This is a genomic window from Kitasatospora sp. NBC_01287 (assembly GCF_026340565.1).
Lineage (GTDB): Bacteria > Actinomycetota > Actinomycetes > Streptomycetales > Streptomycetaceae > Kitasatospora.
In genome coordinates this window covers 555,986-582,134 of sequence record NZ_JAPEPB010000001.1, presented here as the reverse complement: position 1 = coordinate 582,134, position 26,149 = coordinate 555,986, and the positions used below count along the sequence as shown (strand labels likewise).

Here is a 26,149-nt window from a genome sequence, read left to right as displayed (position 1 = left end):
GCGCCGGTGGGCGGCCGGGCTCGTGGCCCGGCCGCCCAGCACTGATCTGACGATCCGTCAGGAGTGCGCCCGTAGCTTCTCGATGGCCGAGACCAGCGCCTCCAGCTGCTCCTCGCCCTTGACCATCCGCAGGTGGCGGCCCGGCATCTCCAGGATCTCCAGACCGGCGGGGTAGCGCTGCTGCCAGTGGGCGGTGTACCGGGCGGGGCCGACCTCGTCCTCGGTGCCCTCGGGGCCGGCGGCGCGCACCGACTCGCTGACGAAGAGGGTGGCGCGGGTGAAGGCGCGGCCGGGCCGGTAGGCGGCGAGCGAGCGGACCTCGGCCTCCAGCACCGCGTACGGCAGCCACTCGTCCAGGGTGACGGCCTCCACCTCGATGTTCATCCGCGGGGCCAGCTCCTTGAGAGCCCGTTCTGTCCCGGCGCGGGCCGGCCCGCTCTGCCCCTGCCCCTGCTGCCAGAGCGCGTCCACCTGCCGGTAGACCTCGGAGTAGCGCTCGAACCGTTCCCGCTGCTCGGGGCCGGTGACGGCCGGCTCCAGCAGGAAGGCCGCCTGGACCTCGTCCGGGCGCTGGACGCACAGCTCGTGCACCACCACCGCCCCCGTGGACCACCCCAGCAGCAGGCAGGGCCCCTGCGGCTGGACGGAGCGGATCTCCGCCCAGTAGCGGGCCGCCATCGCCTCGATGCCCGTGATGGGCTCCTCGCCGGGGTTCAGCCCGGCCGCCTGCACGCCGTAGACGTCGTACGAGTCGGCCAGCCGGGCGGCCAGCTCCCGGTAGGAGTGGGTGCTGCCGCCGCCGGGGTGGACGCAGAAGAGGCGGGGCAGATCCGTCACCGGGCCTTCGGAGAGCCGCACGATCAGACCGGCGGTCGCCTGCTGCGGGGCGGTGATCGCGGCGGCCAGCTCGGCGATCGTGGCGTGCCGCATGATCTGCTGCAGGGTCACCCGCCAGCCGGCCTCGCTGATCCGGGAGGCGACCCGCACCGCGTTGATCGACTGCCCGCCCAACTCGAAGAAGTTGTCGTGGACGCCCACCGTGGCCACCCCCAGCACCGCGCTCCAGACGGCGGCGATCGCCTCCTCCACGGGTGTGCGGGGTGCGGTGTAGGTGGCGGCGAGGTCGGGGCGGTGGTGGTCGGGGGCGGGGAGGGCTTTCTGGTCGACCTTGCCGTTGGGGGTGAGGGGGAGGTGGTCGAGGGTGATGTAGGTGGTGGGGACCATGTAGTCGGGTAGGTGCTGCTGGAGGTGGGTGCGGAGTTCGGTGGTGGTGGGGGTGGCCGCGCCGGCGGGGACGAGGTAGGCGACGAGGCGCTTGTCGCCGGGGGTGTCCTGGCGGACGACGACGGTGGTGGCGCTGATGGCGGGGTGGGCGGCGAGGTTGTTCTCGATTTCGCCGAGTTCGATGCGGTAGCCGCGGAGTTTGACCTGGTTGTCGATGCGGCCGATGAATTCCATTTCGCCGTTGGGGCGCAGGCGGACGAGGTCGCCGGTGCGGTAGGCGCGGGCGGTGGGGTCGGTGGTGTTGAAGGGGTCGGGGATGAAGCGGGTGGTGGTGAGTTCGGGGCGGTTGAGGTAGCCGCGGGCGACGCAGATGCCGCCGAGGAGGCATTCGCCGGGGACGCCGATGGGGACGGGGTGGTTGAAGCGGTCGACGACGTAGGCGGTGGTGTTGGTGATGGGGACGCCGACCGAGGAGGTGGGGTAGGTGGGGTCGATGGTGGTGGTCAGGCTCATGACGTTGGCGACGGAGCCTTCGGTGGCGCCGTATTCGTTGGCGATGACGGTGTGGCCGGTGCCGGTGGTCAGGATGCGGTTGGCGAGGGTGGGGGAGAGGTCTTCGCCGCCGGCGACGATGGTGGCGATGTTGTGTTTGGCGTTGGCGAGTTCGAGTTGGGCGGTGAGGACTTCGAGGTGGGAGGGGGTGGCTTTGAGGAAGCTGATGGGGGTGCCGGTGAGGATGAGGTCGATGGCGGCGTCGAAGGCGCTCTGGTCGGGTGTGGGGGTGGGGATGGTGAGTTGTTGGCCTTGGATGAGGGGGAGGAAGAGGGCGGTGATGGTGAGGTCGAAGGTGACGGAGGAGTAGAGGAGGGTGCCGATGCCGTTCGCTGACTGGGTGGGGTAGTTGAGGTCGCACCAGTGGAGGTAGTTGACGACGCCGCGGTGGTCGAGTTGGACGCCCTTGGGTCGGCCGGTGGAGCCGCTGGTGTAGATGACGTAGGCGAGGTGGTCGGGGGTGGCGACGGGCGTGGGGTTGTGGGTGGCCTCCGTGCTGGGCCAGTTGTGGTCCACGAGGAGCAGGGGGGTGCCGGTGGGGAGGCGGTGGGCGTGATCAGTGTGGGTGATGACGAGGGGTGTCGCGGTGTCCTGGATCATGTAGGTGATGCGGTCGGTGGGGTAGTCGGGGTCCAGGGGGATGAAGGCGGCGCCGGCTTTGAGGATGCCGAGGAGGGTGGTGATGAGTTCGGGGCTGCGGTCCAGGCAGACGGCGATGAGGGTGTCGGGGGTGATGCCGTTGATGGTGCGTAGGTGGTGGGCGAGTTGGTTGGCCTGCTCGTTGACCTGGCGGTAGGTCAGGGAGACGTCGCCGTGGGTGAGGGCGATGGCGTCGGGTTCGCGTTCGCTGCGTTCTTCGATGAGGGAGTGGATGGTGGCGGTGTCGGGGTAGGGGCCCTGGGTGGCGTTCCAGTCGATGACGATCTGCTGCCGCTCGGCGGCCGTGAGCATCTCCAACTCGGAGAGCCTCGTCTCCGGTCGCCCGCCCACCACGGAGGCCAGCAGGGTCTGGAAGTGCCCGACCAGCCGCCGCACCGTCGCGTCGTCGAAGAACGCGCGGTCGTGGACGAAGCGGAACTCCAGGGCGCGCCCGGCCGAGGCCACCAGCGTCAGCGGATACCCGGTCCGCTCCACGCAGTTGACCAGGCGGCTGGTCATCTCCGCCGGGATGTCCGCGGCCTCCTGGAGCACCGGGTAGTTCTCGAAGACCAGGATCGAGCGGAACAGCGGCTCGCCGCGCGGGATCTGGCTGTACTCGCGGACGTCGACCAGGTGGCAGTACTCCCACTGGCGCATGTCCAGCTGCTCGTCCTGGAGCGCCCGCAGCCACTCGGCCACCGGCTGCTCGCCGGCCACCCGGCCGCGCACCGGGAGGGTGTTGATGAAGAGCCCCATCATCGACTCCACACCCGGGAGTTCGATCGACCGGCCCGAGATGGTCGAGCCGAAGAGGACGTCGTCCTGCCCGCTGTACCGGGAGAGCAGGATCGCCCAGAGGCCCTGGACCAGGGTGTTCATGGTGATCCGCTGGGTCCGGGCGTAGCCGCGTGCCGCCGTGAAGAGCTCCTCCTCGGCCACCACCTCGATCTCGCCGATGCCCGTCTCGCCGGTCGCCCGGTCGACGTGCAGGTCGGTCGGCTCGGTGACGCCGCTCAGGTAGTCGGTCCAGAACGCCTTCGAGTCCGCCGGCGACTGGGAGTTGAGCCACTCGATGTACCGCCGGTAGGGCAGCGCCGGCGGCAGCTGAGCGGGTCGGCCGGTCAGCAGGCCGCGGTAGAGCGTGAGCAGCTCCTGTTGCAGGATCTGGATGCTCCACCCGTCCAGCAGGATGTGGTGGAACGACCAGACCACGATCCGGCGCTCATCGTCCATCCGCAGGCTGGCCACCCGCACCAGCGGCGCCCGGGTGAGGTCGAACCCGCGCTCCCAGTCCGCCGCCAGGAACTCCGCCAGCCGGGCCTCCTGGGCCTCGGCCGGCAGGCCCCGCAAGTCCTGTCGCTCGTACGGAAGTTTCGCCGTGCGCTGCACCACCTGGACCGGCTCCGAGACGCCCTCCCAGATGAAGGCGCTCCGCAGGATCGGGTGCCGGTCGATCAGCTGCTGCCAGGCGTCCCGGAAGCAGTCGTCATCGAAGGCCCCGCTGATCTCCTCGGTCATCTGCACCAGGTAGGGGCGGGTGTCGGAGGAGTCCTCCAGCGAGTGGAAGAGCATCCCGAACTGCAGGGGGGAGAGTCCGTAGACGTCTTCGACGTTGTGCGCGCTCATGCGGAGAACCTCTTCAGAATCGCGGCCATGTCGGTGGCGCTGACATCGGTGAGGGGGGTGCCTTCGGTGGCCCGGGCGGGGCCGGTGGCGGGCCCGGCGGCAGGGTCGGTGCCGGCCGAGATGAGTTGTCGCAGACCGTCCAGGATGGCGTCGGCCAGCCGCTGGACGGTGCGCCGGTCGTGCAGCGCCGCGGAGTAGGTGATGTTGAGACCGAACGTGTCACCCTCGACGGCGGCGGTGATGTCGAGCACGTTCCAGCGCATGCCGTCCGGGCTGGTGGACTGGCCCTTGGGCTCGGTTGGGTCGGCGTAGCGGCCGATCCCCGGCAACTGCTCGGTGAACTGGCCCAGGTAGTTGAAGTTGATCTCGGGCGTGGGCTGCGCCTGGAGGGCGGCGGTCACCGCCGGGCTGCCGAGGTAGCGCAGGATCCCGTAGCCGACACCCTTGTTGGGGATGCGGGCCAGCTGCTCCTTGACCCCGCCCAGCGAGGTGGCCGGGTCGGCCGCGGGGTCCACCGTCAGGGCGACGGGGAAGACACTGGTGAACCAGCCGACCGTGCGGGACAGGTCCACGTCGTTGAAGAGGTCCTCGCGGCCGTGGCCCTCCAGCCCGATCAGCGTGCTGCCGCTGCCGGTCCACCGCGCCACCGCGCGGGCCAGCGCGGTGAGCAGCGCGTCGTTGATCTGGGTGTTGAACGCGCGCGGCACGTCCCGCAGCAGGGCGCCGGTCTCCGTCGGGGTGAGCGACACGCTGACGGTGTCGCCTGAGCGCGCCTCGTTGGCGCCGCGGCGGTCGCGCGGCAGCCGCCCGTCCGGCTTGGGCTCCGACCAGTACGCGAACTCCGCCTCCGCCTCGGGGGAGACGGCGAACCGGCGCAGGTGCTCCGCCCAGGCCTTGAACGAGCTCGTCTTGGGCGGCAGTTGCGGTGTCCGGCCGGCGGCCCGCTGTTCGTAGGCGCTGCCCAGGTCCTCCAGCAGGATCCGCCAGGAGACGCTGTCGACCGCCAGGTGGTGCACGGTGAGCAGCAGCCGCTGCCCGCGCCCGGCGCCCAGCTCCAGCAGGGCGCCCCGCAGGATCGGCCCGTCGCGCAGGTCGAGGCTCCGCTGCACCTGCTCGCCGATCCCGCGCATCACCGACCACAGCTCGTCGTCGCCGACCCCGGAGAGGTCGTGCAGCTGGAGCACGTCCGGACCGGCGGTCTCCGCCAGGTGCTGGCTCCAGCTCGACCCCTGGCCGCGGTAGCGCAGCCGCAGGGCATCGTGATGCTCCGTCAGATCGCCCAGGGCGGTGGCCAGCAGGGCCGGGTCGAGGCCGTCGGTGGCCAGCAGCTCGGCCTGGTTGAAGTGGTGGCCGGAGGGCAGTTCCTTCTCGAAGAACCAGTGCTGGATCGGCGTCAGCACCACCTCGCCCCGCACCCGGCCCTGCTCCGCGTCGACCGAGCCGCCGGCCTGCGCGTGCTCGGCGATCTCCGCGATGGTCTGGTGCTTGAAGATCATCCGCGGCGTCAGGTGCAGGCCGAACTTCTTGGCCTTGGCGATCACCTGGATGCTGATGATCGAGTCGCCGCCGAGCTCGAAGAAGTTGTCGTGCACCCCGATCGGGTCGACCCCCAGGATCTCGCTCCAGATGGTGGCGAGGGTCCGCTCCACGGGTGTGCGGGGTGCGGTGTAGGTGGCGGCGAGGTCGGGGCGGTGGTGGTCGGGGGCGGGGAGGGCTTTCTGGTCGACCTTGCCGTTGGGGGTGAGGGGGAGGTGGTCGAGGGTGATGTAGGTGGTGGGGACCATGTAGTCGGGTAGGTGCTGCTGGAGGTGGGTGCGGAGTTCGGTGGTGGTGGGGGTGGCCGCGCCGGCGGGGACGAGGTAGGCGACGAGGCGCTTGTCGCCGGGGGTGTCCTGGCGGACGACGACGGTGGTGGCGCTGATGGCGGGGTGGGCGGCGAGGTTGTTCTCGATTTCGCCGAGTTCGATGCGGTAGCCGCGGAGTTTGACCTGGTTGTCGATGCGGCCGATGAATTCCATTTCGCCGTTGGGGCGCAGGCGGACGAGGTCGCCGGTGCGGTAGGCGCGGGCGGTGGGATCGGTGGTGTTGAAGGGGTCGGCGATGAAGCGGGTGGTGGTGAGTTCGGGGCGGTTGAGGTAGCCGCGGGCGACGCAGATGCCGCCGAGGAGGCATTCGCCGGGGACGCCGATGGGGACGGGGTGGTTGAAGCGGTCGACGACGTAGGCGGTGGTGTTGGTGATCGGAACACCCACCGAGGTGGTACCGGCGGTCGGGTCGACGTCGGTGGTCAGGCTCATCACGTTGGCGACCGAACCCTCGGTCGCACCGTACTCGTTGGCGATGACCGTGGTGCGACCGCTGGTGGCGAAGATGCGGTTGGCGAGGGTCGGCGTCAGCTCCTCGCCGCCGGCGACGATGGTGGCGATGTTGTGTTTGGCGTTGGCGAGTTCGAGTTGGGCGGTGAGGACTTCGAGGTGGGAGGGGGTGGCTTTGAGGAAGCTGATGGGGGTGCCGGTGAGGATGAGGTCGATGGCGGCGTCGAAGGCGCTCTGGTCGGGTGTGGGGGTGGGGATGGTGAGTTGTTGGCCTTGGATGAGGGGGAGGAAGAGGGCGGTGATGGTGAGGTCGAAGGTGACGGAGGAGTAGAGGAGGGTGCCGATGCCGTTCGCTGACTGGGTGGGGTAGTTGAGGTCGCACCAGTGGAGGTAGTTGACGACGCCGCGGTGGTCGAGTTGGACGCCCTTGGGTCGGCCGGTGGAGCCGCTGGTGTAGATGACGTAGGCGAGGTGGTCGGGGGTGGCGACGGGCGTGGGGTTGTGGGTGGCCTCCGTGCTGGGCCAGTTGTGGTCCACGAGCAGGAGTGGGGTGCCGGTGGGGAGGCGGTGGGCGTGATCGGTGTGGGTGATGACGAGGGGTGTTGCGGTGTCCTGGATCATGTAGGTGATGCGGTCGGTGGGGTAGTCGGGGTCCAGGGGGACGAAGGCGGCGCCGGCTTTGAGGATGCCGAGGAGGGTGGTGATGAGTTCGGGGCTGCGGTCCAGGCACACCGCGATGAGGGTGTCGGGGGTGATGCCGTTGATGGTGCGTAGGTGGTGGGCGAGTTGGTTGGCCTGCTCGTTGACCTGGCGGTAGGTCAGAGAGACGTCGCCGTGGGTGAGGGCGATGGCGTCGGGTTCGCGCTCGGCCCGTTCTTCGATGAGGGAGTGGATGGTGGCGGTGTCGGGGTAGGGGCCCTGGGTGGCGTTCCAGTCGATGACGATCTGCTGCCGCTCGGCGGCCGTGAGCATCTCCAACTCGGAGAGCCTCGCGTCGGGGCGGGCGGCCACGGCGGCCAGCAGGGTCTGGAAGTGTCCGACCAGCCGCCGCACCGTCGCCGCCTCGAAGAGGTCGGTCCGGTACTCCACCGCCGCGTGGAGCTCGCCGCCGCTCTCCACCACGGTCAGTTGCAGGTCGAACTTGACCGCCTGGCCGCGCACGCCGACCGGCTCGACCGCCAGGCCGGGCAGCGTCCAGGTGTCCCCCTCGGGGACGTTCTGCAGCACGAACATGGTCTGGAAGAGCGGGTTGCGGCTCAGGTCGCGCTCGGGCGCCAGCTCGTCGACCAGCCGCTCGAAGGGCAGGTCCTGGTGGTCGTAGGCGCCCAGGGCGGTCTCCTTGACCTGCTCCAGCACCTGCCGGAAGGTCGGGTCACCGCTCAGGTCGGCGCGCATGACGAGCGTGTTGACGAAGAATCCGACCATCTCCTCGACCTCGGCCCGGTTGCGGCCTGCGATCGGGGTGCCGACCGTGATGTCCTGCTGGCCGCTGTACTTGGAGAGCAGCAGCTGGAAGGTGCCCAGCAGCGTCATGAAGAGGCTCGCGCCCTGCTCGGCGCTCGCTGCCTTCAGCCGCTCGGTCACCTCGGCCGGGACGCCGAACCGGACCGCGTCCCCCGTGCCGCCGCGCTCGGCGGGGCGGCGGTGGTCGGTGGGCAGCTCCAGCGGTTCGATGCCCGTCAACTGACCGCGCCAGTAGTCCAGCTGCCGGTCCAGCACCTCGCCGGTCAGCCACTCGCGCTGCCACAGGGCGAAGTCGGCGTACTGCGCCGCCAGTTCCGGCAGCTCGGCGGGCCGCTGCCGAACGGCCGCGGAGTAGAACTCGCGCAGTTCGCGGGCCAGGATGCCTTCCGACCAGCCGTCCGAGACGATGTGATGGAGCGTCAGTAGCAGGAACTGGTCCTCGTCGGCGAGCCGCACCACGTCCGCCCGCAGCAGGGCGTCGGCCGCCAGGTCGAACGGCCGGGCACCCTCGCTCGCCAGCAGCCGCTGCGCGGCCTCCTCGCGTGCCCCGGCGTCGGCGATCCCGCGCAGGTCGTGCAGGGTCACCGGAACCGGGTGCGGGGCGTCGATCCGCTGGGTCGGGTGGCCGTCCTCGTCGGCGGTGAACCGCGTCCGCAGCACCTCGTGCCGCGCGACCAGCCCGGCCAGGGCGGCTTCCAGCGCCGGGAGGTCCAGTCGGCCCCGCAGCCGGAGTCCGAACGGCACCAGGTACTCGGCGCTGCCCGGCTCCAGCTGGTCGAGGAACCAGAGCCGCTGCTGCGCGAAGGAGAGCGGCAGCGGCCCGCCGTCCCGAGGCGCTGCGGTGATCGGCGTGGCCGGACCAGCGGCCTGGTCGGCGCCCAGCTCCGTGACGACGGCGGCGAGTTCGGCCGGCGTGGGCGCAATGAAGACGGCTCGGACCGGAACCTCTACCCCCAGCTCCTTGCGCAACCGGGAGGTGACCTGGGTGGCGAGTAGCGAGTGACCGCCGAGCTGGAAGAAGTTGTCGTGGACGCCGATCGGGTCGACGCCCAGGATGGCGGACCAGATCGCGGTGACCGCCTGCTCGACGGGCGTGCGCGGCGCGGTGTAGGCGGACGCCAGCTCGGGGCGTTCGCCGTCCGGGGCCGGCAGCGCCTTCTGGTCGACCTTGCCGTTGGGCGTCAGCGGCAGCTGGTCGAGGAAGACGTATCCCGTGGGGACCATGTAGTCGGGCAGGTGCTGCTGGAGGTGGGTGCGGAGCTCGGCGGCGCTCGGCGCGGCCGCGGCGACCAGGTAGGCGACCAGGCGCTTGTCGCCGGGGGTGTCCTCACGCAGGATCACGGTCACGTCCGAGAGCTGCGGGTGGGTGAGGAGGTTGTTCTCGATTTCGCCGAGTTCGATGCGGTAGCCGCGGAGTTTGACCTGGTTGTCGATGCGGCCGATGAATTCCATTTCGCCGTTGGGGCGCAGGCGGACGAGGTCGCCGGTGCGGTAGACGTGCTGGGTGGTGCCGTTGATCGCCAGGTCGATGAAGCGGGTGGTGGTGAGTTCGGGGCGGTTGAGGTAGCCGCGGGCGACGCAGATGCCGCCGAGGAGGCATTCGCCGGGGACGCCGATGGGGACGGGGTGGTTGAAGCGGTCGACGATGTAGGCGGTGGTGTTGGTGATGGGGACGCCGACCGAGGAGGTGGGGTAGGTGGGGTCGATGGTGGTGGTCAGGCTCATGACGTTGGCGACGGAGCCTTCGGTGGCGCCGTATTCGTTGGCGATGACGGTGTGGCCGGTGCCGGTGGTCAGGATGCGGTTGGCGAGGGTGGGGGAGAGGTCTTCGCCGCCGGCGACGATGGTGGTGATGTTGTGGTGTTTGCCGGTCAGTTCGAGTTGGGCGGTGAGGACTTCGAGGTGGGAGGGGGTGGCTTTGAGGAAGCTGATGGGGGTGCCGGTGAGGATGAGGTCGATGGCGGCGTCGAAGGCGCTCTGGTCGGGTGTGGGTACGGGGATGGTGAGTTGTTGGCCTTGGATGAGGGGGAGGAAGAGGGCGGTGATGGTGAGGTCGAAGGTGACGGAGGAGTAGAGGAGGGTGCCGATGCCGTTGGGGGTCTGGGTGGGGTAGTTGAGGTTGCACCAGTGGAGGTAGTTGACGACGCCGCGGTGGTCGAGTTGGACGCCCTTGGGTCGGCCGGTGGAGCCGCTGGTGTAGATGACGTAGGCGAGGTGGTCGGGGGTGGCGACGGGCGTGGGGTTGGTGGTCGTCTCCGACGTGGGCCAGTTGTGGTCCACGAGGAGGAGTGGGGTTTCGGTGGGGAGGCGGTGGGCGTGATCGGTGTGGGTGATGACGAGGGGTGTCGCGGTGTCCTGGATCATGTAGGTGATGCGGTCGGTGGGGTAGTCGGAGTCCAGGGGGACGAAGGCGGCGCCGGCTTTGAGGATGCCGAGGAGGGTGGTGATGAGTTCGGGGCTGCGGTCCAGGCAGACGGCGATGAGGGTGTCGGGGGTGATGCCGTTGATGGTGCGTAGGTGGTGGGCGAGTTGGTTGGCCTGCTCGTTGACCTGGCGGTAGGTCAGAGAGACGTCGCCGTGGGTGAGGGCGATGGCGTCGGGTTCGCGTTCGCTGCGTTCTTCGATGAGGGAGTGGATGGTGGCGGTGTCGGGGTAGGGGCCCTGGGTGGCGTTCCAGTCGATGACGATCTGCTGCCGCTCGGCGGCCGTGAGCATCTCCAACTCGCTCAGCGCGGCTGTCGGCCGCTCGGCGATCGCCGCCAGCAGGGTCTGGAAGTGCCCGACCAGCCGCCGCACCGTCGCCGCCTCGAAGAGGTCGGTCCGGTACTCAACCGCCGCGTCCAGGCCGTCACCGGTCTCCACCAGCGTGAGCGTCAGGTCGAACTTCGCCACGCCCCGCCGGATCTCCACGGGCTCCACCCGCGTCCCGGCGAACTGCCACCCGCCCGCGTCCGCCCCGGCGTCCGTCCCCGCCCCCGCCGCGGCGTCGCCGCCCGGTGCCTGGAGCACCAGCATCGTCTGGAAGAGCGGGTTGCGGCTCAGGTCGCGCTCGGGCGCCAGCTCCTCCACCAGCCGCTCGAAGGGCAGGTCCTGGTGGTCATAGGCGCCCAGCGCGGTCTCCTTGACCCGCTCCAGCAACTCGGTGAAGGTCGGATCGCCGGAGAGGTCGGTGCGCAGCACCAGGGTGTTGACGAAGAACCCGATCAGGGACTCGACCTCTGCCCGGTTGCGGCCGGCGATGGGGGTGCCCACCGCGATGTCCTGCTGGCCGCTGTACTTGGACAGCAGCAGCTGGAACGCCGCTAGCAGCACCATGAAGAGGCTCGCGCCCTGGCCGGCTGCCGCGCTCCTGAGCCGCTCGGCGATCTCGGCCGGGACGGCGAACGGCACCGAGTCGCCGGCGCCGCCGTGCCGTGCGGGCCGCCGGTGGTCGGTCGGCAGCTCCAGCGGCTCGACGCCGGCCAGCTGACCGCGCCAGTAGTCCAGCTGCCGCTCCAGCGTGCCGCCGCTCAGCCACTGCCGCTGCCACACCGCGAAGTCGGCGTACTGCAGGGTCGGTTCGGGCAGTTCGGCCGCCCGATCGGCCAGCGCGGCGGCGTAGAGCTCGCGCAGTTCGCGGGCCAGGATGCCCTCCGACCAGCCATCGGCCACGATGTGATGGACCGTCAGGAGCAGGTACTGCTCCTCGTCCGCCAGCCGCACCAGGTCCGCCCGCAGCGGCCGCCCCGCCGCGAGGTCGAAGGGCCGCAGCGCGGCGCTCCGCAGCAGGTCCCGGGCCGCCGCCTCGCGCTCCTCGGCCTCCCGCAGGTCGTGCACGCCGACCTCGACCGGCCAGGGCGCGTCGACCAACTGCGCGGGCTGCCCCGCCTCGTCGGCGGTGAACCGGGTGCGCAGCACCTCGTGGCGCACCACCAGCCCGGACAGCGCGGTCCGCAGCGCGCTGACGTCCAGCGGCCCGGTGACCCGCAGACCGAAGGGGATCAGGTACTCCGCCCCGCCCGGTTCGAGCTGGTCCAGGAACCAGAGCCGCTGCTGCGCGAAGGAGAGTGGCACCGGGCCGGTCGTGGCGCGGCGGGCGATCCGGTCGGCGGTGGCGCGCTGCCGCATCCGGGAGAGCAGTCGGGACTCGCTGGACTTCTCGATGGACGTCTCGCTGGACTTCTCGCTCATGATGATTCGTTCCTCACTGTCCACGTGATCGCGGACGGACGATTGCCTGGGAGAGCCGGTCTTCCGTGTCGGTCCGGGCGCGGGTCAGGAGGTCGAGCGGGCGTCGGCCCCGAGGGCCTCGCCGCTGCCGCCGCTGCCGCTGCCGTCGCTGTCGGACTCGGCGTCGAGCAGCTCGATGAGCTGGCTCTTTATGCCGAGGACCGTCGGGACCAGGAAGAGCTTCCGCAGGCTCACGCGGACTCCGGTCAGGGTTTCGATCCGGTTGACGAGTTGGGTGGCGAGCAGCGAGTGCCCGCCGAGTTCGAAGAAGCTGTCGTGGATGCCGATCCGGTCCAGGCCGAGCACCTCGCCCATGATCTCCGCGATGGCGATCTCGATCTCGTCGCGCGGCGCGGTGAACCCGGCTCCGGTCTCGACCCCGGCGCCGTCGGGCGCGGGCAGCGCCTTGTGGTCGACCTTGCCGTTGGCGGAGAGCGGCAGTTCGGCCAGCACCATGAAGGCGGCCGGCACCATGGCCCGGGGCAACACCTCGCCGGCCCAGGCCCGCAGCGCGGTCAGGTCGATCTCCCGCCCGGGCGCCGCCACGCAGTAGGCGGTCAGCCGCTTCCCGCCGCCCGGGGCTCCGGCCCGGCCGGCTGCGCCGGCCGCCTCGTCCTCGCGGACCACGACGGCGCAGCTGCCGACGGTGTCGTGGCCGAGCAGGGTGGCCTCGATCTCGCCGAGCTCGATCCGCACGCCGCGCAGCTTCACCTGCCGGTCGACCCGGCCGAGCAGGTCCAGCTCGCCGGCGGCGGTGAACCGGCCGAGGTCGCCGGTGCGGTACATCCGCGCCCGCGGACCTGCCGCGAACGGGTCGGGCAGGAACCGCTCGGCGGTCAACTCGGTCCGGTTGTGGTAGCCCTGGCCGACGCTGGCCCCGCCCAGGTAGACCTCGCCCAGCACCCCGGAGGGCACCGGGCGGCCGTCCCGGTCGAGCACGTAGACCGTCTGGTTGATCATCGGCCGCCCGGCCAGCACCGGGCCGGTGGGCGCGGAGCGGTCGGCGCGCCAGAAGGTGGTGTCCACCGAGACCTCGGTGGCGCCGTAGAGGTTGATCAGGTCGCCGGGGAAGCGGTCCAGGAACCGGCTGACCAGGGCCGGCTGCAGCGGCTCGCCGCTGGCGAAGGCGTACCGCAGGTGGGTGCAGTCCTCGGGGCGGGCCTCGGTGACGAAGAGGTCGAGCAGGCTGGGCACGAAGTGCAGTCCGACGATCCGGTTCTCGCGCATCAGCCGGGTGACGCGGGTCATGTCGAGCCGCTCCGAGCCGGGCACCAGGACGACGTTCGCCCCGCGCCAGAGCGGCCAGAAGATCTCGTAGGCGGAGACGTCGAAGGAGAGCGGGGTGGCCTGCAGGAAGCCCTCGCCGGCCGCGATCGGGAACTCGTCCTGCATTCCCGCCAGGTAGTTGACCACACCGCCGTGTTCGATCCGCACGCCCTTGGGCCGGCCGGTGGAGCCGCTGGTGTGGATCAGGTAGCAGAGGTGCTCGGGGCCGGCCAGCGGGGTCGGGTCGGTGGTCGGCCGGGTGGCGATCTCGGCGTGGTCGCGGTCCAGGTCCAGCACGGGGGTACCGGCGGGCAGCCGGTCGGCGAGCGCCGTGCGGGTGAGGACCAGCGGCGTCGCGGTGTCATCGATGAGGTAGCCGAGCCGCTCGGCGGGGTGCTCCGGGTCGAGCGGGACGTAGGCGGCGCCGGCCTTGAGGATGCCGAGCAGGGCGCAGATCAGCTCCGGGCTCCGCTCCAGGCAGACCCCGACCGGGGTGTCCGGGCCGAGGCCCAGGCCACGCAGGTGGTGGGCGAGCTGGTTGGCCCGCTCGTTCAGCTGACGGTACGTCAGGGTCCGCTCCCCGCAGGTGACGGCGGTGGCGGCGGGGTCGCGCTCGGCCCGCTCCTCGAAGAGGCGGTGGATCGTCGCGGTGTCGGGGTAGGGGGTGGCGGTGTCGTTCCAGTCGACCAGGATCCGCCGCCGCTCGGCCGCGCCGAGCAGTTCCAGCTCGGACAGCTTCGCCCCGGGGCGCGCGGTGACGGCGGCCAGCAGGGTCTGGAAGTGGCCGACCAGCCGGGTGACGGTGGCCTGCTCGAAGAGGTCGGTGCTGTAGACGACCGCGCCCTCCAGGCCGCCGTCCGCCGCCTCGGTGAGGTACATCGCCAGGTCGAACTTGGCGTCCTGCGCCGACAGTTGAACCGGCTCCACGGTCAGGTCCGGGAGCTGCCAGGTGTCGAAGTCCGGCACGTTCTGCAGCACGAACAGGGTCTGGAAGAGCGGGTTGCGGCTCAGGTCGCGCTGCGGGGCCAGCTCCCCCACCAGTCGCTCGAAGGGCAGGTCCTGGTGCTCGTAGGCGCCGAGCGCGGTCTCCTTGACCCGCTCCAGCAGCTCGGCGAAGGTCGGATCGCCGGAGAGGTCGGTGCGCAGCACCAGCGTGTTCACGAAGAAGCCGATCAGCTCCTCCAGTTCGGCCCGGTTGCGCCCGGCGATCGGCGTGCCCACCGCGATGTCCTGCTGGCCGCTGTACTTGGCCAGCAGCAGCTGGAAGGTGCCCAGCAGCGTCATGAACAGGCTCGCGCCCTGCCCGGCGGCCGTGCTCCTCAGCCGCTCGCCCAGCTCGGCGGGGACGGTGAAGGCGACGGCGGCGCCCGCGCCGGTGCGCTGCGCGGGGCGGCGGTGGTCGGTGGGCAGCTCCAGCGGCTCCAGTCCGGTCAACCGCTCGCGCCAGTAGCCGAGTTGCCGATCCAGGGTGTCGCCGCTGAGCCACTCGCGCTGCCAGACGGCGTAGTCGGCGTACTGCACCGCCGGCGTGGGCAGTTCGGGCGTGCGCCGCTCGCGGGCGGCCGTGTACAGCTCGGTGAGCTCGCGCGAGAGCACGGTCACCGACCAGCCGTCGAAGGCGATGTGGTGGACGGTGACGGTGAGGATCGCCTCCTGCTCGGTGAGCCGGACCAGCGCCGCGCGCAGCATCGGGCCCGCCGTCAGCTCGACCGGTCGGAACGCCTGGGCCGCGACGATCCGCTGCGCCGCCGCCTCCCGCTCGGCCGGGTCCGCGAGGTGGTCCAGCTGGTGGATGGTCAGCTCGGCCTCGGCCGGCGGGTCGATCAGCTGCGCGGGCTGTCCGGCGGCGTCGGCGGTGAAGCGGGTGCGCAGCACCTCGTGGCGGGCCGTCAGCGCGCCCAGCGCGGTGCGCAGCGCGGCGGTGTCCAGCGGGCCGGTCAGGCGCAGGGCGAACGGGATCAGGTACTCGGCGCGGTCCGGCTGCAGCTGGTCGAGGAACCAGAGCCGCTGCTGGGCGAAGGAGAGCGGCAGCGGGCCGCCGTCCCGGGGGAGGGGGGTGATCCGGCTGGTCTCGGCGGCCTCCAGGCCCTCGATCACGGCGGCGAGTTGGGCCGGGGTCGGCGCGCCGAACAGCGCCCGCACGGGCAGTTCGACACCGAGCGCCTTGCGCAGCCGGCTGGTGACCTGGGTGGCGAGCAGCGAGTGGCCGCCCAGGTGGAAGAAGTTGTCGTGCACGCCGATGCTCTCGATGCCCAGCACCTCGGACCAGCTGGCCGTGACGGCGAGTTCGACGGGGGTGCGTGGGGCGGTGTAGGCGGCGTCCAGTTCGGGGCGGGCGCTGTCGGGGGCGGGCAGGGCGCGGCGGTCGATCTTGCCGTTCGGGTTGAGCGGGAAGCGCTCCAGGGCGACGAAGGCGGCGGGCACCATGTAGTCCGGCAGCAGCCGCTGCAGGTGGGTGCGCAGTTCGCCGGTGGTCGGCGCCGTCCCGGTGGCGACCAGGTAGGCGACCAGCCTGGCCGCGCCCGTACCGCCCGTACTGCCCGTACCGCCGGCGTCGCTGCCCGCGGGGGCGTCCTCGCGCAGCACCACGACCGCCGCGTCGACGGCCGGGTGGTCGGCCAGTGCCGCCTCGATCTCGCCCAGCTCGATCCGGTAGCCGCGCAGCTTGACCTGGTTGTCGGCGCGACCGATGAACTCCAGCTGCCCGTCCGGGTGCCACTTGGCCAGGTCGCCGGTGCGGTAGACCCGGCGGGTGGTGCCGTCGAGCTCGTAGGCGGTGAACTTCTCGGCCGTCAGCTCCGGCTGGTTCAGATAGCCGCGGGCCAGGCCGGGGCAGCTGATCAGGATCTCGCCGGGGACCCCGACCGGGACCGGGTGCCCGTGCCGGTCGACCAGGAAGACCTCGGTGTTGCCCACCGGCTGCCCGATCGGCACGAAGCGGCCCGGCGCCTCGATCCGCGCGGTAGCGGCCTCCTGCGCGCCCTCGCTGGGGCCGTAGCCGTTGACCAGCGGCACGTCGCAGCGCTCGAACCACTGCCGGACCTGCTCCTGCTGCAGCGCCTCGCCGCCGAGCCGGACCAGCCGCAGCTCCTCGCCCAGCGACCCGGGCCCCTCGATCTGCGCGGTCAGCGCGCCGAAGGCGGTCGGGGTGAGCCAGGCGACCGTCACGCCCGAGCGGCGGATCAGCTCCGCCAGTCCGGCCGGGTCCCACTGGGCGTCGCGCAGCGCCACCGAGGCGCCGCAGCTGAGCGGCGCGAAGGTCTGGCCGACCGAGGAGTCGAAGGCGATCGAGGCGAACTGCAGCACCCGGTCGCGCGGGGTGAGGTCGAGCCGCCGCACGGTCTCGCGCATCCTGGCCCGCAGCGCGCCGTGCTCGATCTGCACGCCCTTGGGCCGCCCGGTGGAGCCGCTGGTGTAGACGAGGTAGGCGAGGTCATCGGGCCCGGCGGCCGGTGCCGGGTCCCGCGTCTCGCCGGTGGGCCACTCCCGGTCGAGGAGCAGCCGCGGGACGGCGGCGGCGAAGCGGTCCCGGTGGTCGTGCTGGGTGATGATCAGCGGCGCGCCGGAGTCCTCGACCATGTAGTCGAGCCGTTCGGTGGGGTACTCGGGGTCGAGCGGGACATAGGCGGCGCCGGCCTTGAGGATGCCGAGCAGCGCGCAGATCAGGTCCGGGCCGCGCTCCAGGCAGAGGCCGATCGGTGTGCCGGTCGTGATGCCGTGCCGCTCGCGCAGGTGGTGGGCGAGCTGGTTGGCCCGTTCGTTGAGTTGACGATAGGTCAGAACAGTGGCGGTGGCGGTGGCGGTGCCTGTGGCGGTGACAGCGACGGCGTCCGGGCGCAGCGCGGCCTGCCGCTCGAAGAGCTGAGGGATCGTCAGATCATCGACCGCGTCCAGGCGGGCGCCGTTCCAGTCGACCAGCAGCTGCCGGCGCTCGGTGGCGGTGAGCAGCTCCAGCTCGGAGATCCGGCGCTCCGGGTCGGCGGTGGCGGCGGCCAGCAGCGCCTGGAAGTGGCCGGCCAGGCGGTCCATGGTGGCCGCCTCGAACAGGTCCGTGGTGAAGACGATCATCCCGTCGAGACCGCCGGCGGCGGTCTCGGTCAGGTAGCAGGTGAAGTCGAACTTGGCGTCCTGGGCTTCGAGTTCCATCGGCTCGACGGCCAGCCCGGCGAGGTTCCAGCTGCTGGTGTCGGGGACGTTCTGCAGCACGAACATGGTCTGGAAGAGCGGGTTGCGGCTCAGGTCGCGCTCGGGCGCCAGCTCCTCGACGATCCGCTCGAAGGGCAGGTCCTGGTGGTCGTAGGCGCCGAGCGCACTCTCCTTGACCCGCTCCAGCAGCTGGCGGAAGGTCGGGTCGCCGGTGAGATCGGTGCGCATGACGAGCGTGTTGACGAAGAACCCGATCATCTCCTCGATCTCGGCCCGGTTGCGTCCGGCGATCGGGGTGCCGACCGTGATGTCCTGCTGGCCGCTGTACTTGGAGAGCAGCAGCTGGAAGGTGGCCAGCAGGGTCATGAAGAGGCTCGCGCCGGTCTCGGCGGCCAGCGCGCGCGCCCGGTCGGCGAGTTCGGTCGGGACGCTGAAGGTGATCTCGGCGCCGTTGCCGCTGCGGGCGGCCGGGCGGCGGTGGTCGGTGGGCAGCTCCAGCGGCTCGGTGCCGGTCAGCCGGTCGCGCCAGTAGCCCAGTTGCCGATCCAGCACCTCGCCGGTCAGCCAGCCGCGCTGCCAGACGGCGAAGTCTGCGTACTGCAGCGGTGGTTCGGGCAGGGCGGGCGCGGTCCCGGGCGCATAGGAGACGCCGGGCGCATACGAGACGCCGGACGCGCCGGACGCCGCCGCGTACAGCGCGGTCAGCTCGCGCGAGAAGATCCCGGTGGACCAGCCGTCGAAGACGGCGTGGTGCACGGTGACCGCGAGGATGTGCTCGGCGTCGGCCAGCCGGACCAGCACCGCGCGCAGCAGTGGCCCGGTGGCCAGGTCGACCGGCTGGAACGCCTCGCCGTCCACGATCCGCCGGGCGCTCTCCTCGCGCGCGTCCGGGTCACTCAGGTGGCGAAGGTCGTGCGCGCTGAGGGCGACCGGCCGCGGCGCGCCGATCACCTGCGCGGGCTGGCCGTCCTCGTCGGTGACGAACCGGGTGCGCAGCACCTCGTGCCGCGCCACCAGCCCGGACAGCGCCGCCGTCAGTGCGGCGGTGTCCAGTGCGCCGGTGATCCGCAGCCCGATCGGGATCAGGTACTCGGCCCGCCCGGGGTCGAGCTGGTCCAGGAACCAGAGCCGCTGCTGCGCGAAGCTCATCGGCAGCGGCCCGCCGTCCCGGACGGCCGCGGGGATGGCCGGCTCCTCGGCCCCGCCCGCCGCCTCAAGCTCGAAATCCGCGCCGTCCTCGAAGAGCCGCATCGCCTGCAACACGGCCTGGTCGGCGAGATGCGAGGAGATCGAACCCACCGTCAGCGGAGCCGACACCGCGTCGAGGCGGAACTCCGTCCCGAAGGCGGCCGCGACGAGGTCGGCCATCTCCGCCGCGAGCGCCGCACTGCCGCCGAGCGCGTAGAAGTCGCTGTCGCCGGTGATCGCGTCCACCCCGATCGCGTCAGCACTGGGCGCGTCAGCACTGGGCGCGTCCACCCCGATCGCGTCAGCACTGGGCGCGTCGGCACCGATCGCGTCGGCACCGGGCGCGTCAGCACCGATCGCGTGGGCGGTCGATGTGTCGGCGGTGAGCAGCTCGCACCAGATCTCGGCAATGCGCTGCTCCGCCGGGGAGAGCTCGTCGCGCCTCGGTTCCGCCATCGGGTTCGTCGTCATCAGTTCACCAGATCCTCGTCATCGACCAGCTCCGGTTGAGCCGTTGGCCGATATCGAGGCTCGCAGAGGCGCCCTGGCGGGATAACTGGGCACTTTCACCCGGCCGTCGGCGGGGCACTTCTGACCAACACGGCCCCGGGTGGCGGCCGCACCCGTGGGGACGGGCGCGGCCGCCACCCGGGGCCGTCGGAAACCTGGTGAACGGTGAGGCCGGTGAGGCCGGCCAGTTGGTCAGCCGGCCTTCGGTCGGGTCCAGAACTGGCGCGGAGCGAGACCGTCACGCCGCAGCCAGTGCTCGGTGTAGACGATGCGCTCGGCCTCGACCACCACCACGGGCCCGACCGGGGGCTCGGTCAGCGGCAGCGAGCGCTCGACATGGTCCGACTGCCACCGGAAGGCCTGCCAGTAGTGTTCGAAGTCGGTGTCCTCCGGCCCCAACACCCGGGCCCGGCCGAAGATCTGGGCACCGCGGCTGCTGGCCTGGCCGACCAGCGGAGCGAAGACGCCGATCGACACGCGAGGGTCGGCCGCGATGTTCCGCATCTTCGGGGACGCACCCGACGCGGTGAACATCAGGGCGAAGTCGAGGTGGTAGTACCGCACAGGTGTGGCCAGAGGGCCGGCATCCCCCGAGGTCGCCAGCACGCACATGTTCTGCGAGGAGAGCAGGTTCAGGATCCGCTCCTCCAGGCGCTCGCGGTCGAGTCGTTCCTTGGGGGCCGGCCCAGCCAACCAGGGGTTCGTCACAGCCATGATCAATATTCGCACGGACGTGCCACCGGCAGGTCACCCCCCGCGCCCCACCGGTGCCCGAGGTCTGTGGCACTCTCCTCGTCGGTACAGTGACCGCCGCACCATCATCAGGCCGGGAACGGGCAGGGCTTCATGACGAGCAAGGCACAGCGCAGGAACCGGCCGCAGCCCGGCCCTCGTTCGCGGACCGGGCGGGCCGAGCCCGACAAGCGCAGGGAGGCGCTCCTGGCGAAGGTGGGCCCGGACGGGGTCCCCGGCGAAGTGAGCCTGCGGCGCGGCAGGTTGGGTTACACCGTGCTCGGCGCGGGTGCGGCGGCCGGAGTGCTGGTCCCCGCGTTGCTGGAGCGCTCGCACGTCGTCGGTTCGGGCGCGCCGGTGGCGGGAGCGCTCACCGGCACAGCTGTCGGGGTCATCTTCCCTGACCTGTTCAGCGCGGGGCGCACGGTGTGCCACGGTCCCGGCGGAAGCCTGGTGAGCGCACGGACCCTGGTGGGACCGCGTACGGTCGACACGGCCTCCCTGACCCGGATACGCCGCTCCCGCACGCCCAAGCGCGGTGGCGGCCTGTGGTTCGACGAGCTGGTGGTCAGGGACGGCCGCGGTGTCGTGCTGCGGATCGCTGACAAGACGGCCGTCCGGCGCATCGCCACCCTCGTCGAGGCGGCCGGGGTGGCCGGGGTGGCCGGGGTGGCCGGGGTGGCGACCGCCGGCGAGCCGTCGGCCCGCGGCCCGCGGATCTCCCGGCACGCCAGGGTCCGGCTGGGCCTGGTCACCCCCACGAGGGCTGAGCGCGCGGGCCGAGCGGTGGCCGACTTCGTCCTGGGGATCATCGTGCCGATGTCGGCGGCCGGTGCGGGCGCCCTGCTCACCTGGGTAGTGGCGAGGGGCTGACGAGGAGCTGACGACGGGCTGACGGAGGGGCGGGTGCGGCGCGCGGACATGCGCCTCTCCCCGTCGTCCTGGATTCGGTCGAGAATCCAGGACGACGGGGAGAGGCGCTGCCCGTCGAACCGCCCGCCCGTCGGGCTCAGGTGCTGGCCAGCTCCGGGACGGTGGTACCGGTGGTCGTTCCGTTGCTGCTCCCGGTGGTGCCGGCGGCCTCCTCGGCGCCCGACCCGGTCTCGGTCCCAGCCCCGGTCCCAGCCCCGGTCTCAGCCCCGGTCCCGATCTCGCTTGCCGCCTCGCCGTCGGCTGCGCCCTGCTGCTTGCGCATCCCGGACCAGTCGCCGCTCAGGCCCGGCACCACGATGGCGACCAGGTAGAGCCCACCGACGATCCACAGCGCGCCGCTCACCCCGGCGAGCGTCACCAGGCCGGCGCCGACCAGGCCACCGAACGGGATGCCGGCCCAAGTGACCGCCTGGGCCAGGGTCTTGACCCGGCCGAGCAGGGCGGTGGGGATCAACTCGTAGGTCACCGCGCCGAGGATCGGGTTGACGAAGCCGGAGCCGAGACCACCGGCGGCCAGCACCACCAGGACGCCCCAGAGCGGCACACCGGCGGCCATCGCCACGAAGCGGGGGATGCCGCCGATCACGAAGCCGACCAGGTAGACGGTGCGGCGCGGCAGCCGCTCGGCGAATCCGGCGGCGACCAGGGCGGCGATGATCGAGGTGGCGGCGAAGACGCTGACCACCAGGCCGATCGCCTCGGCGCCGTTGCCGGAGTGCTTGGCCCAGACGGGGAGCAGCACCGACATGAAGGTCTGGTCCAGCAGATTGGTCGCGGCGAGCATCAGGATGATCGAGCGCAGCAGGCCTGCGCTGCGCAGGAAGTCGGCGCCCTCGCGCAGCCGGGTGAAGTAGCCGGCGTCCTGGGCGGTCGGGGCCTCGTGCGGCTCGGGGACCGGGTTGCTGAGGGTGGTGGAGACGACCAGCGCGGAGAGGGCGAAGAGCGAGGCCGTGACCCAGAGCGCGAAGACGCTGCCGAAGGAGGCGACGACCACACCGGCGAGCGCGGGTCCGACCGTGGTGGCGGTGCGTTCGACCACGGCGCACAGGCCGGTGCCGCGTTCGATCGAGACCTTGGCCGCTCGGGTGGCGCCGGGCAGGAAGAGCCCCTTGGCACCGTTGGCCGGCCCGTCGGCGATGCCGATCACGGCCATCAGGCCCAGCAGCACCGGGAACGAGAGCGCCCCGCCGAGGTAGAGCAGCGGCGCGATGGCCATCGCCGTCATCGAGACCAGGTCGCCCAGCACGCTGATCCGCTTGGGGCCGACCCGGTCGATGATCGGTCCGGAGAGCGCCTGCGAGATGACGTAGGGGAGGACCTGGCAGAAGGCGACCAGACCGGTCTTGGTGATGCTGCCGGTCGTGGTGAGCACGAACCAGGGTAGGGCGATCGAGAGCACCCGGTTGGCGGAGAGGGACGCGGCGCTGGCCGAGAGGATGCCGATCAGGCCACGCAGTAAGCGGCGGTTCGGGTCGGCGATCGTAGCCGTGGTCATCGTCTCACTCCGTTTCGGGGGCGGTCGGGGAGATGCGCTGGTGCTGGTCCTCGGGGTGGTTCTCGTCCTGGGGGTGCCGCTGGTCCTCGGGGTTGGGGAACAGCTGGAACTGGAAGGTCACCCGGGCCGAGTCGGCGTCGGCCGCCCCGGCATCCGTGCGGTGATGGCGCTTCAGCACCTCGTGGAGCTCGGCCATCAGGTGCTTCGCCTCGTCGGGCGTGAGGTTGAACATGTAGTCGCCGAAGTCCTGCGCGTCGCGCCAGGCCGGCGGCAGCGTCGGGGTCGCCTCGACGGCCCGCAGCATGCTGTCGGCCCAGACCCGGGCGAGGGACTCCAGGAAGACCGGGCCGAGCCCCTGACGGTCGGTCAGCAGCTCGTTGTCGGGCACCACCGTGTTGGCGTGCGCGGCCTGCCACCAGCGCTCCCGGCGCGCCCCGCGGGCGGGCACCTCGGTGATGAAGCCGTGCTCGGCCAACTGCCGCAGGTGGTAGCTGGTCGCGCCGGTGTTGACGTCCAGTCGGCGGGCCAGCATCGAGGCCGTGGCCGGTCCGTCCGTCCGCAGGATGCCCAGGATCCGCACCCGCAGGGGGTGCGCGATCCCGCGCAGGTTGCGCGCGTCCAGGCTGACCTGGGCGAGCTGTTCGGTGGGCTCTTCCATGGCTCAACGATAGGACATCACAGGGTTCTTTGCAAAGAAAATTATGTACTCATCAGTAACTTGATGCCGACTTGATGCCGAGGTGCCTCCATGGGGCTTGTTTCCGCTGGTGGGAAGGGGTGTGACGCGAAATCAGGACTGCACAGGCAGGTGCAACAGGCCCCGGGCGCGCAGCGAGGGGCGGTAGGCGAGCGGCTCCTCGGGCCGCTCCCGAGCGTGGTCGAGGGCCAGGGTCGGGAAGCGCCGCAGCAGCGCGCTCAGCGCGATCCCGGTCTCGGTGGTCGGGTGCCGGGCTCAGTGCGCCCGGCGCTGCAGCTCCCCGGCGAACGCGGAGATGCAGGCGCTCAGTTGGCCGGGGGTGAGCTCGGCCGGATCGCCGCCGCAGTCCACCGACCCGCTCGGCGCGGGCCCCGGCGCGGGGGATCCCGGCGGGGCGGCTCCCGGGGAGGCGGGTGAGGGTGAGGGTGAGGCGGGGGGCTGCGCGCCTCCCGGCGCGGGGATGCTGCCCTTCAGGAACACCAGATTGGGCGTCACGCTCGCGTCGGCGGAGAGGTCGACGTAGTCCTGGGTCTGGCCGTCGATGTCCACGAAGCCGCGCCACATGTCGTGCCCGAACGGGATGATCTCCTGCAACTCGCCGCCGGTGCCCGAGGTCACCGTCACCGAGGTCTGCTGGGAGATCCACGAGACCATCCGGCTGGTCAGCCCGCTGAGGTTGACCGCCGGGTCGCTGTCGGCGCGGACGTACACGTGCAGCTCGTTGAGCCCGTTCCCGACCTGGTCGGCCTGGACCACGGCGAAGGCGACGATGGCCTGCGAGGAGCTGTCCCGGGGCACCAGCGGTGTGACGTAGTAGAAGTGCCCATCGGTGTCGGAGCGGAGCAGGAACTCGCCGGGGTTGCCCGCGTTGGTGTCGGCGGAGGTGTGCGAGTAGCCGAAGCTGCTGTCGTCCTTGGCGCCGCGGCCGGCCAGCCACTGCACCTCGTGGATCTGGTCGCGGACCACCGAGGCGGGGTAGGCCGCGCCCGGCAGCTCGCCCGGGTGCACCACCGCGCGGTAGTCGATCACCGGCCGTCCACTCGGCGAGCCCTTGAGCACCAGCACGCCGGCCGGCTGGAGCACCGTGCGGTCGGCGAAGGCCACTTGGCGCTCCACCGAGATCACGATCACCGGCGCCGCGGTGCTCGGGTCCGACCCGTCGCAGTAGCCCCAGATGTCCTGGTCGTCGTAGACGAGGGCGGGGAAGCGCTGGGCGAGCAGGTTGCGCAGGCTGTTGGCGCCGTCACCGCCGAAGGCCCGGTCGAAGGCGTGATCGCCCTGGAACTCGCAGGAGCTGACGGTGTTGGAGCTGCCGTCCCAGAGGGCCACCCCCTCGGTGGGCTGCAGGCCCGATCCGTCCAGCACCGCCGTCCAGACCCCCTTCCCCGGTTGGGCGCCGGGCAGGTAGTGCACACTGTGCTGCATCAGCCGCACCCGCGAGGCCAGCCCCGACCCGGCGCTCAGCGCGGTGGTGGCCGCGCCGTACGAGGCGGTGCGCGGGTCGAAGTCGAAGTCCGGCATCGGCGCGGTCTTCACGCAGGACGGCACGTCGCCGGTGCCGACCAGGTCGCAGCGCCCGCCGCCGCCCGGCTTCGCGTGGTCGGTCACCGGGAGCACGGAGGCGGGCGCCCGGCCACCGCCCGGGACGTCCAGCACCGTCGCCGCGGCGTAGAAGCGGCCCACCTCCTTGTCGTTGTCCCACAGCCCGGTCCCCGTGCGCACCGCGCTCAGCAGCGTGGCGAGCACCAGGCCGACCATCACCACCCGCCTCGGCCACGACATGACGTCCCAGCTGCCGAACGCGCCCTCGTCGACCAGCGGGATGATGATCAGGCTGCCGACCAGCCCGATGAAGACCCAGACCCAGAACAGCGGCGCCGCGCCGAGCGGCCAACCGTGCGGGAAGAACTCCGCCCGCAGGAAGAGCACGTAGCTCTGGTCCTGCTGCCCGAATCCGCCGAAGACCTCATGCTTGACCAGCCACACCAGCAACGCCCCCAGCGGCATCCACAGCCACCAGAGCGCGAGCCACAGCGCGACCTGCGATATGCGCGTCCCTGTCCGATCCCGTGTCACGGCCGTCCTCCTCATCGTCGCCAACGGTCCGCTGCCGGAGACAGGTCGGACCCGCGTCCGGTTCCCGGAGCTGCTCGACGGTACGTCAAGGTGCTGTCAGGCGCCGCTGTTTCGGCGCGCCTGATGGCGAAGGCCTGCCGGCGAAGGCCTGGCGGCGAAGGCCTGGCGGTGCGCGGCGGCAGGCCTTCGCCGGTGGTCAGCCGCGCACGTGCAGCGCGAAGCCCGAGCGGCCCGCGGGCTCCAGCCCCTGCTTCAGCCGGATCGAGGGGATCTCGTAGTCACCGAAGTTCTGCCGCCGGAAGGCGATCGGCTCGGTCGACTCCAGGGTGAGCAGGCGCTGCTCCCAGGCCTTGGCGACGTCCGGGTAGTCCGCGTCGGTCATCCGGTCGGCGCCGTGGAGCACGAACGGCGGCAGCACCTCGATGCCCGGGTAGTAGAGGATGCCGTGCTGGATCGGGAACAGCAGGTCGTCGACGGGGCCGTTGATCCCGCGAGCGGAGTAGTGCGACCCCGGGCCGCCGACGGTCACCGACAGCAGGGCCCGCCGGCCCGCGAGGGTGCCTTCGCCGAAGCGCTCGCCGTACTTGGTGTCGCTGTGTTCGCCGACGCCGTACGCGAAGTGGTAGGTGAACACCCGGTCCACCCAGCCCTTGAGGATCGCGGGCATGGTGTACCACCACAGCGGGAACTGGAAGATGACGGTGTCGGCCCACAGCAGCTTCTCCTGCTCAGCGCGGACGTCGGGGGTGAGCGCCCCGGCGTCGAAGGCCCGGCCCGAGTCCAGGGCGACCTTGAGCGGCGTCGAGGCGTGCGGGCCGTAGTCCGCGGCGTCCACGACCGCCTTCCAGTTCATCGCGTAGAGGTCGCTCACCCGCACCTCGTGCCCGGCGCCCTCCAAGGTGGACACCGCGAGGTCCTTCAGTGAGCCGTTGAGCGACTTCGGCTCGGGGTGGGCGTGGACGATCAGTGTCTTCACGGGAACTCCTTCTCATCGGATGCCCTCGATCCTGGGCGCCACGGCGCCCGGCGTTCAGGGGCTCCGCTTCCATCGGACGGGAGTTCCTGGTATCGGCAGGA

At 71.5% G+C, this 26,149-nt stretch carries 9 protein-coding genes and 1 pseudogene; 1 reads left to right on the top strand and 9 read right to left on the bottom strand.

Annotation, left to right across the window (positions count from 1 at the left end; translation table 11 throughout):
• Window positions 1-57: 57 nt before the first annotated feature.
• From OG455_RS02190 to OG455_RS02175, 4 genes are all read right to left on the bottom strand, one after another.
• Window positions 58-4,041, bottom strand: a complete 3,984-nt coding sequence (locus OG455_RS02190) for an amino acid adenylation domain-containing protein (protein ID WP_266289555.1) — start codon at window positions 4,039-4,041, stop codon at window positions 58-60.
• Window positions 4,038-11,990 (bottom strand): non-ribosomal peptide synthetase, encoded by a 7,953-nt coding sequence (locus OG455_RS02185; RefSeq protein ID WP_266289553.1) that lies wholly within the window; start codon window positions 11,988-11,990, stop codon window positions 4,038-4,040. Before OG455_RS02185 ends, OG455_RS02190 begins: the two co-directional genes overlap by 4 nt.
• A gap of 84 nt (window positions 11,991-12,074) precedes the next feature.
• Window positions 12,075-19,100, bottom strand: a complete 7,026-nt coding sequence (locus tag OG455_RS02180; protein ID WP_266289551.1) for a non-ribosomal peptide synthetase — start codon at window positions 19,098-19,100, stop codon at window positions 12,075-12,077.
• Window positions 19,101-19,331: 231 nt separating this feature from the next.
• Window positions 19,332-19,853, bottom strand: coding sequence for a pyridoxamine 5'-phosphate oxidase family protein (locus OG455_RS02175; RefSeq protein WP_266289549.1), 522 nt, complete (start codon window positions 19,851-19,853; stop codon window positions 19,332-19,334).
• A 132-nt stretch (window positions 19,854-19,985) separates the two neighbouring features.
• Here OG455_RS02175 and OG455_RS02170 point away from each other — a divergent pair, with 132 nt between their 5' ends.
• Window positions 19,986-20,744, top strand: a complete 759-nt coding sequence (locus OG455_RS02170) for a hypothetical protein (RefSeq protein WP_266289547.1) — start codon at window positions 19,986-19,988, stop codon at window positions 20,742-20,744.
• A gap of 136 nt (window positions 20,745-20,880) precedes the next feature.
• On the opposite strand, the gene OG455_RS02165 is transcribed toward OG455_RS02170, so the two are convergent.
• The 5 genes and pseudogenes from OG455_RS02165 to OG455_RS02145 form a co-directional block, all read right to left on the bottom strand.
• Window positions 20,881-22,299, bottom strand: coding sequence for an MFS transporter (locus OG455_RS02165; RefSeq protein WP_266289545.1), 1,419 nt, complete (start codon window positions 22,297-22,299; stop codon window positions 20,881-20,883).
• 4 nt (window positions 22,300-22,303) lie between these two features.
• The gene (locus OG455_RS02160) at window positions 22,304-22,957 is read right to left on the bottom strand and encodes a transcriptional regulator (protein ID WP_266289543.1); all 654 of its coding nucleotides are present in this window, start codon (window positions 22,955-22,957) and stop codon (window positions 22,304-22,306) included.
• Between the two features lie 132 nt (window positions 22,958-23,089).
• Window positions 23,090-23,233 (bottom strand): annotated as a pseudogene (locus OG455_RS02155) (cytochrome P450); the annotation flags it as partial.
• An 18-nt stretch (window positions 23,234-23,251) separates the two neighbouring features.
• Window positions 23,252-25,072: a hypothetical protein gene (locus tag OG455_RS02150; protein ID WP_266289541.1), complete on the bottom strand. Its 1,821-nt coding sequence runs from the start codon at window positions 25,070-25,072 to the stop codon at window positions 23,252-23,254.
• A 196-nt stretch (window positions 25,073-25,268) separates the two neighbouring features.
• A complete protein-coding gene (locus tag OG455_RS02145; RefSeq protein WP_266289539.1) occupies window positions 25,269-26,048 on the bottom strand; it encodes an NAD(P)H-dependent oxidoreductase in 780 nt (259 codons plus the stop codon).
• Window positions 26,049-26,149 lie beyond the last annotated feature (101 nt).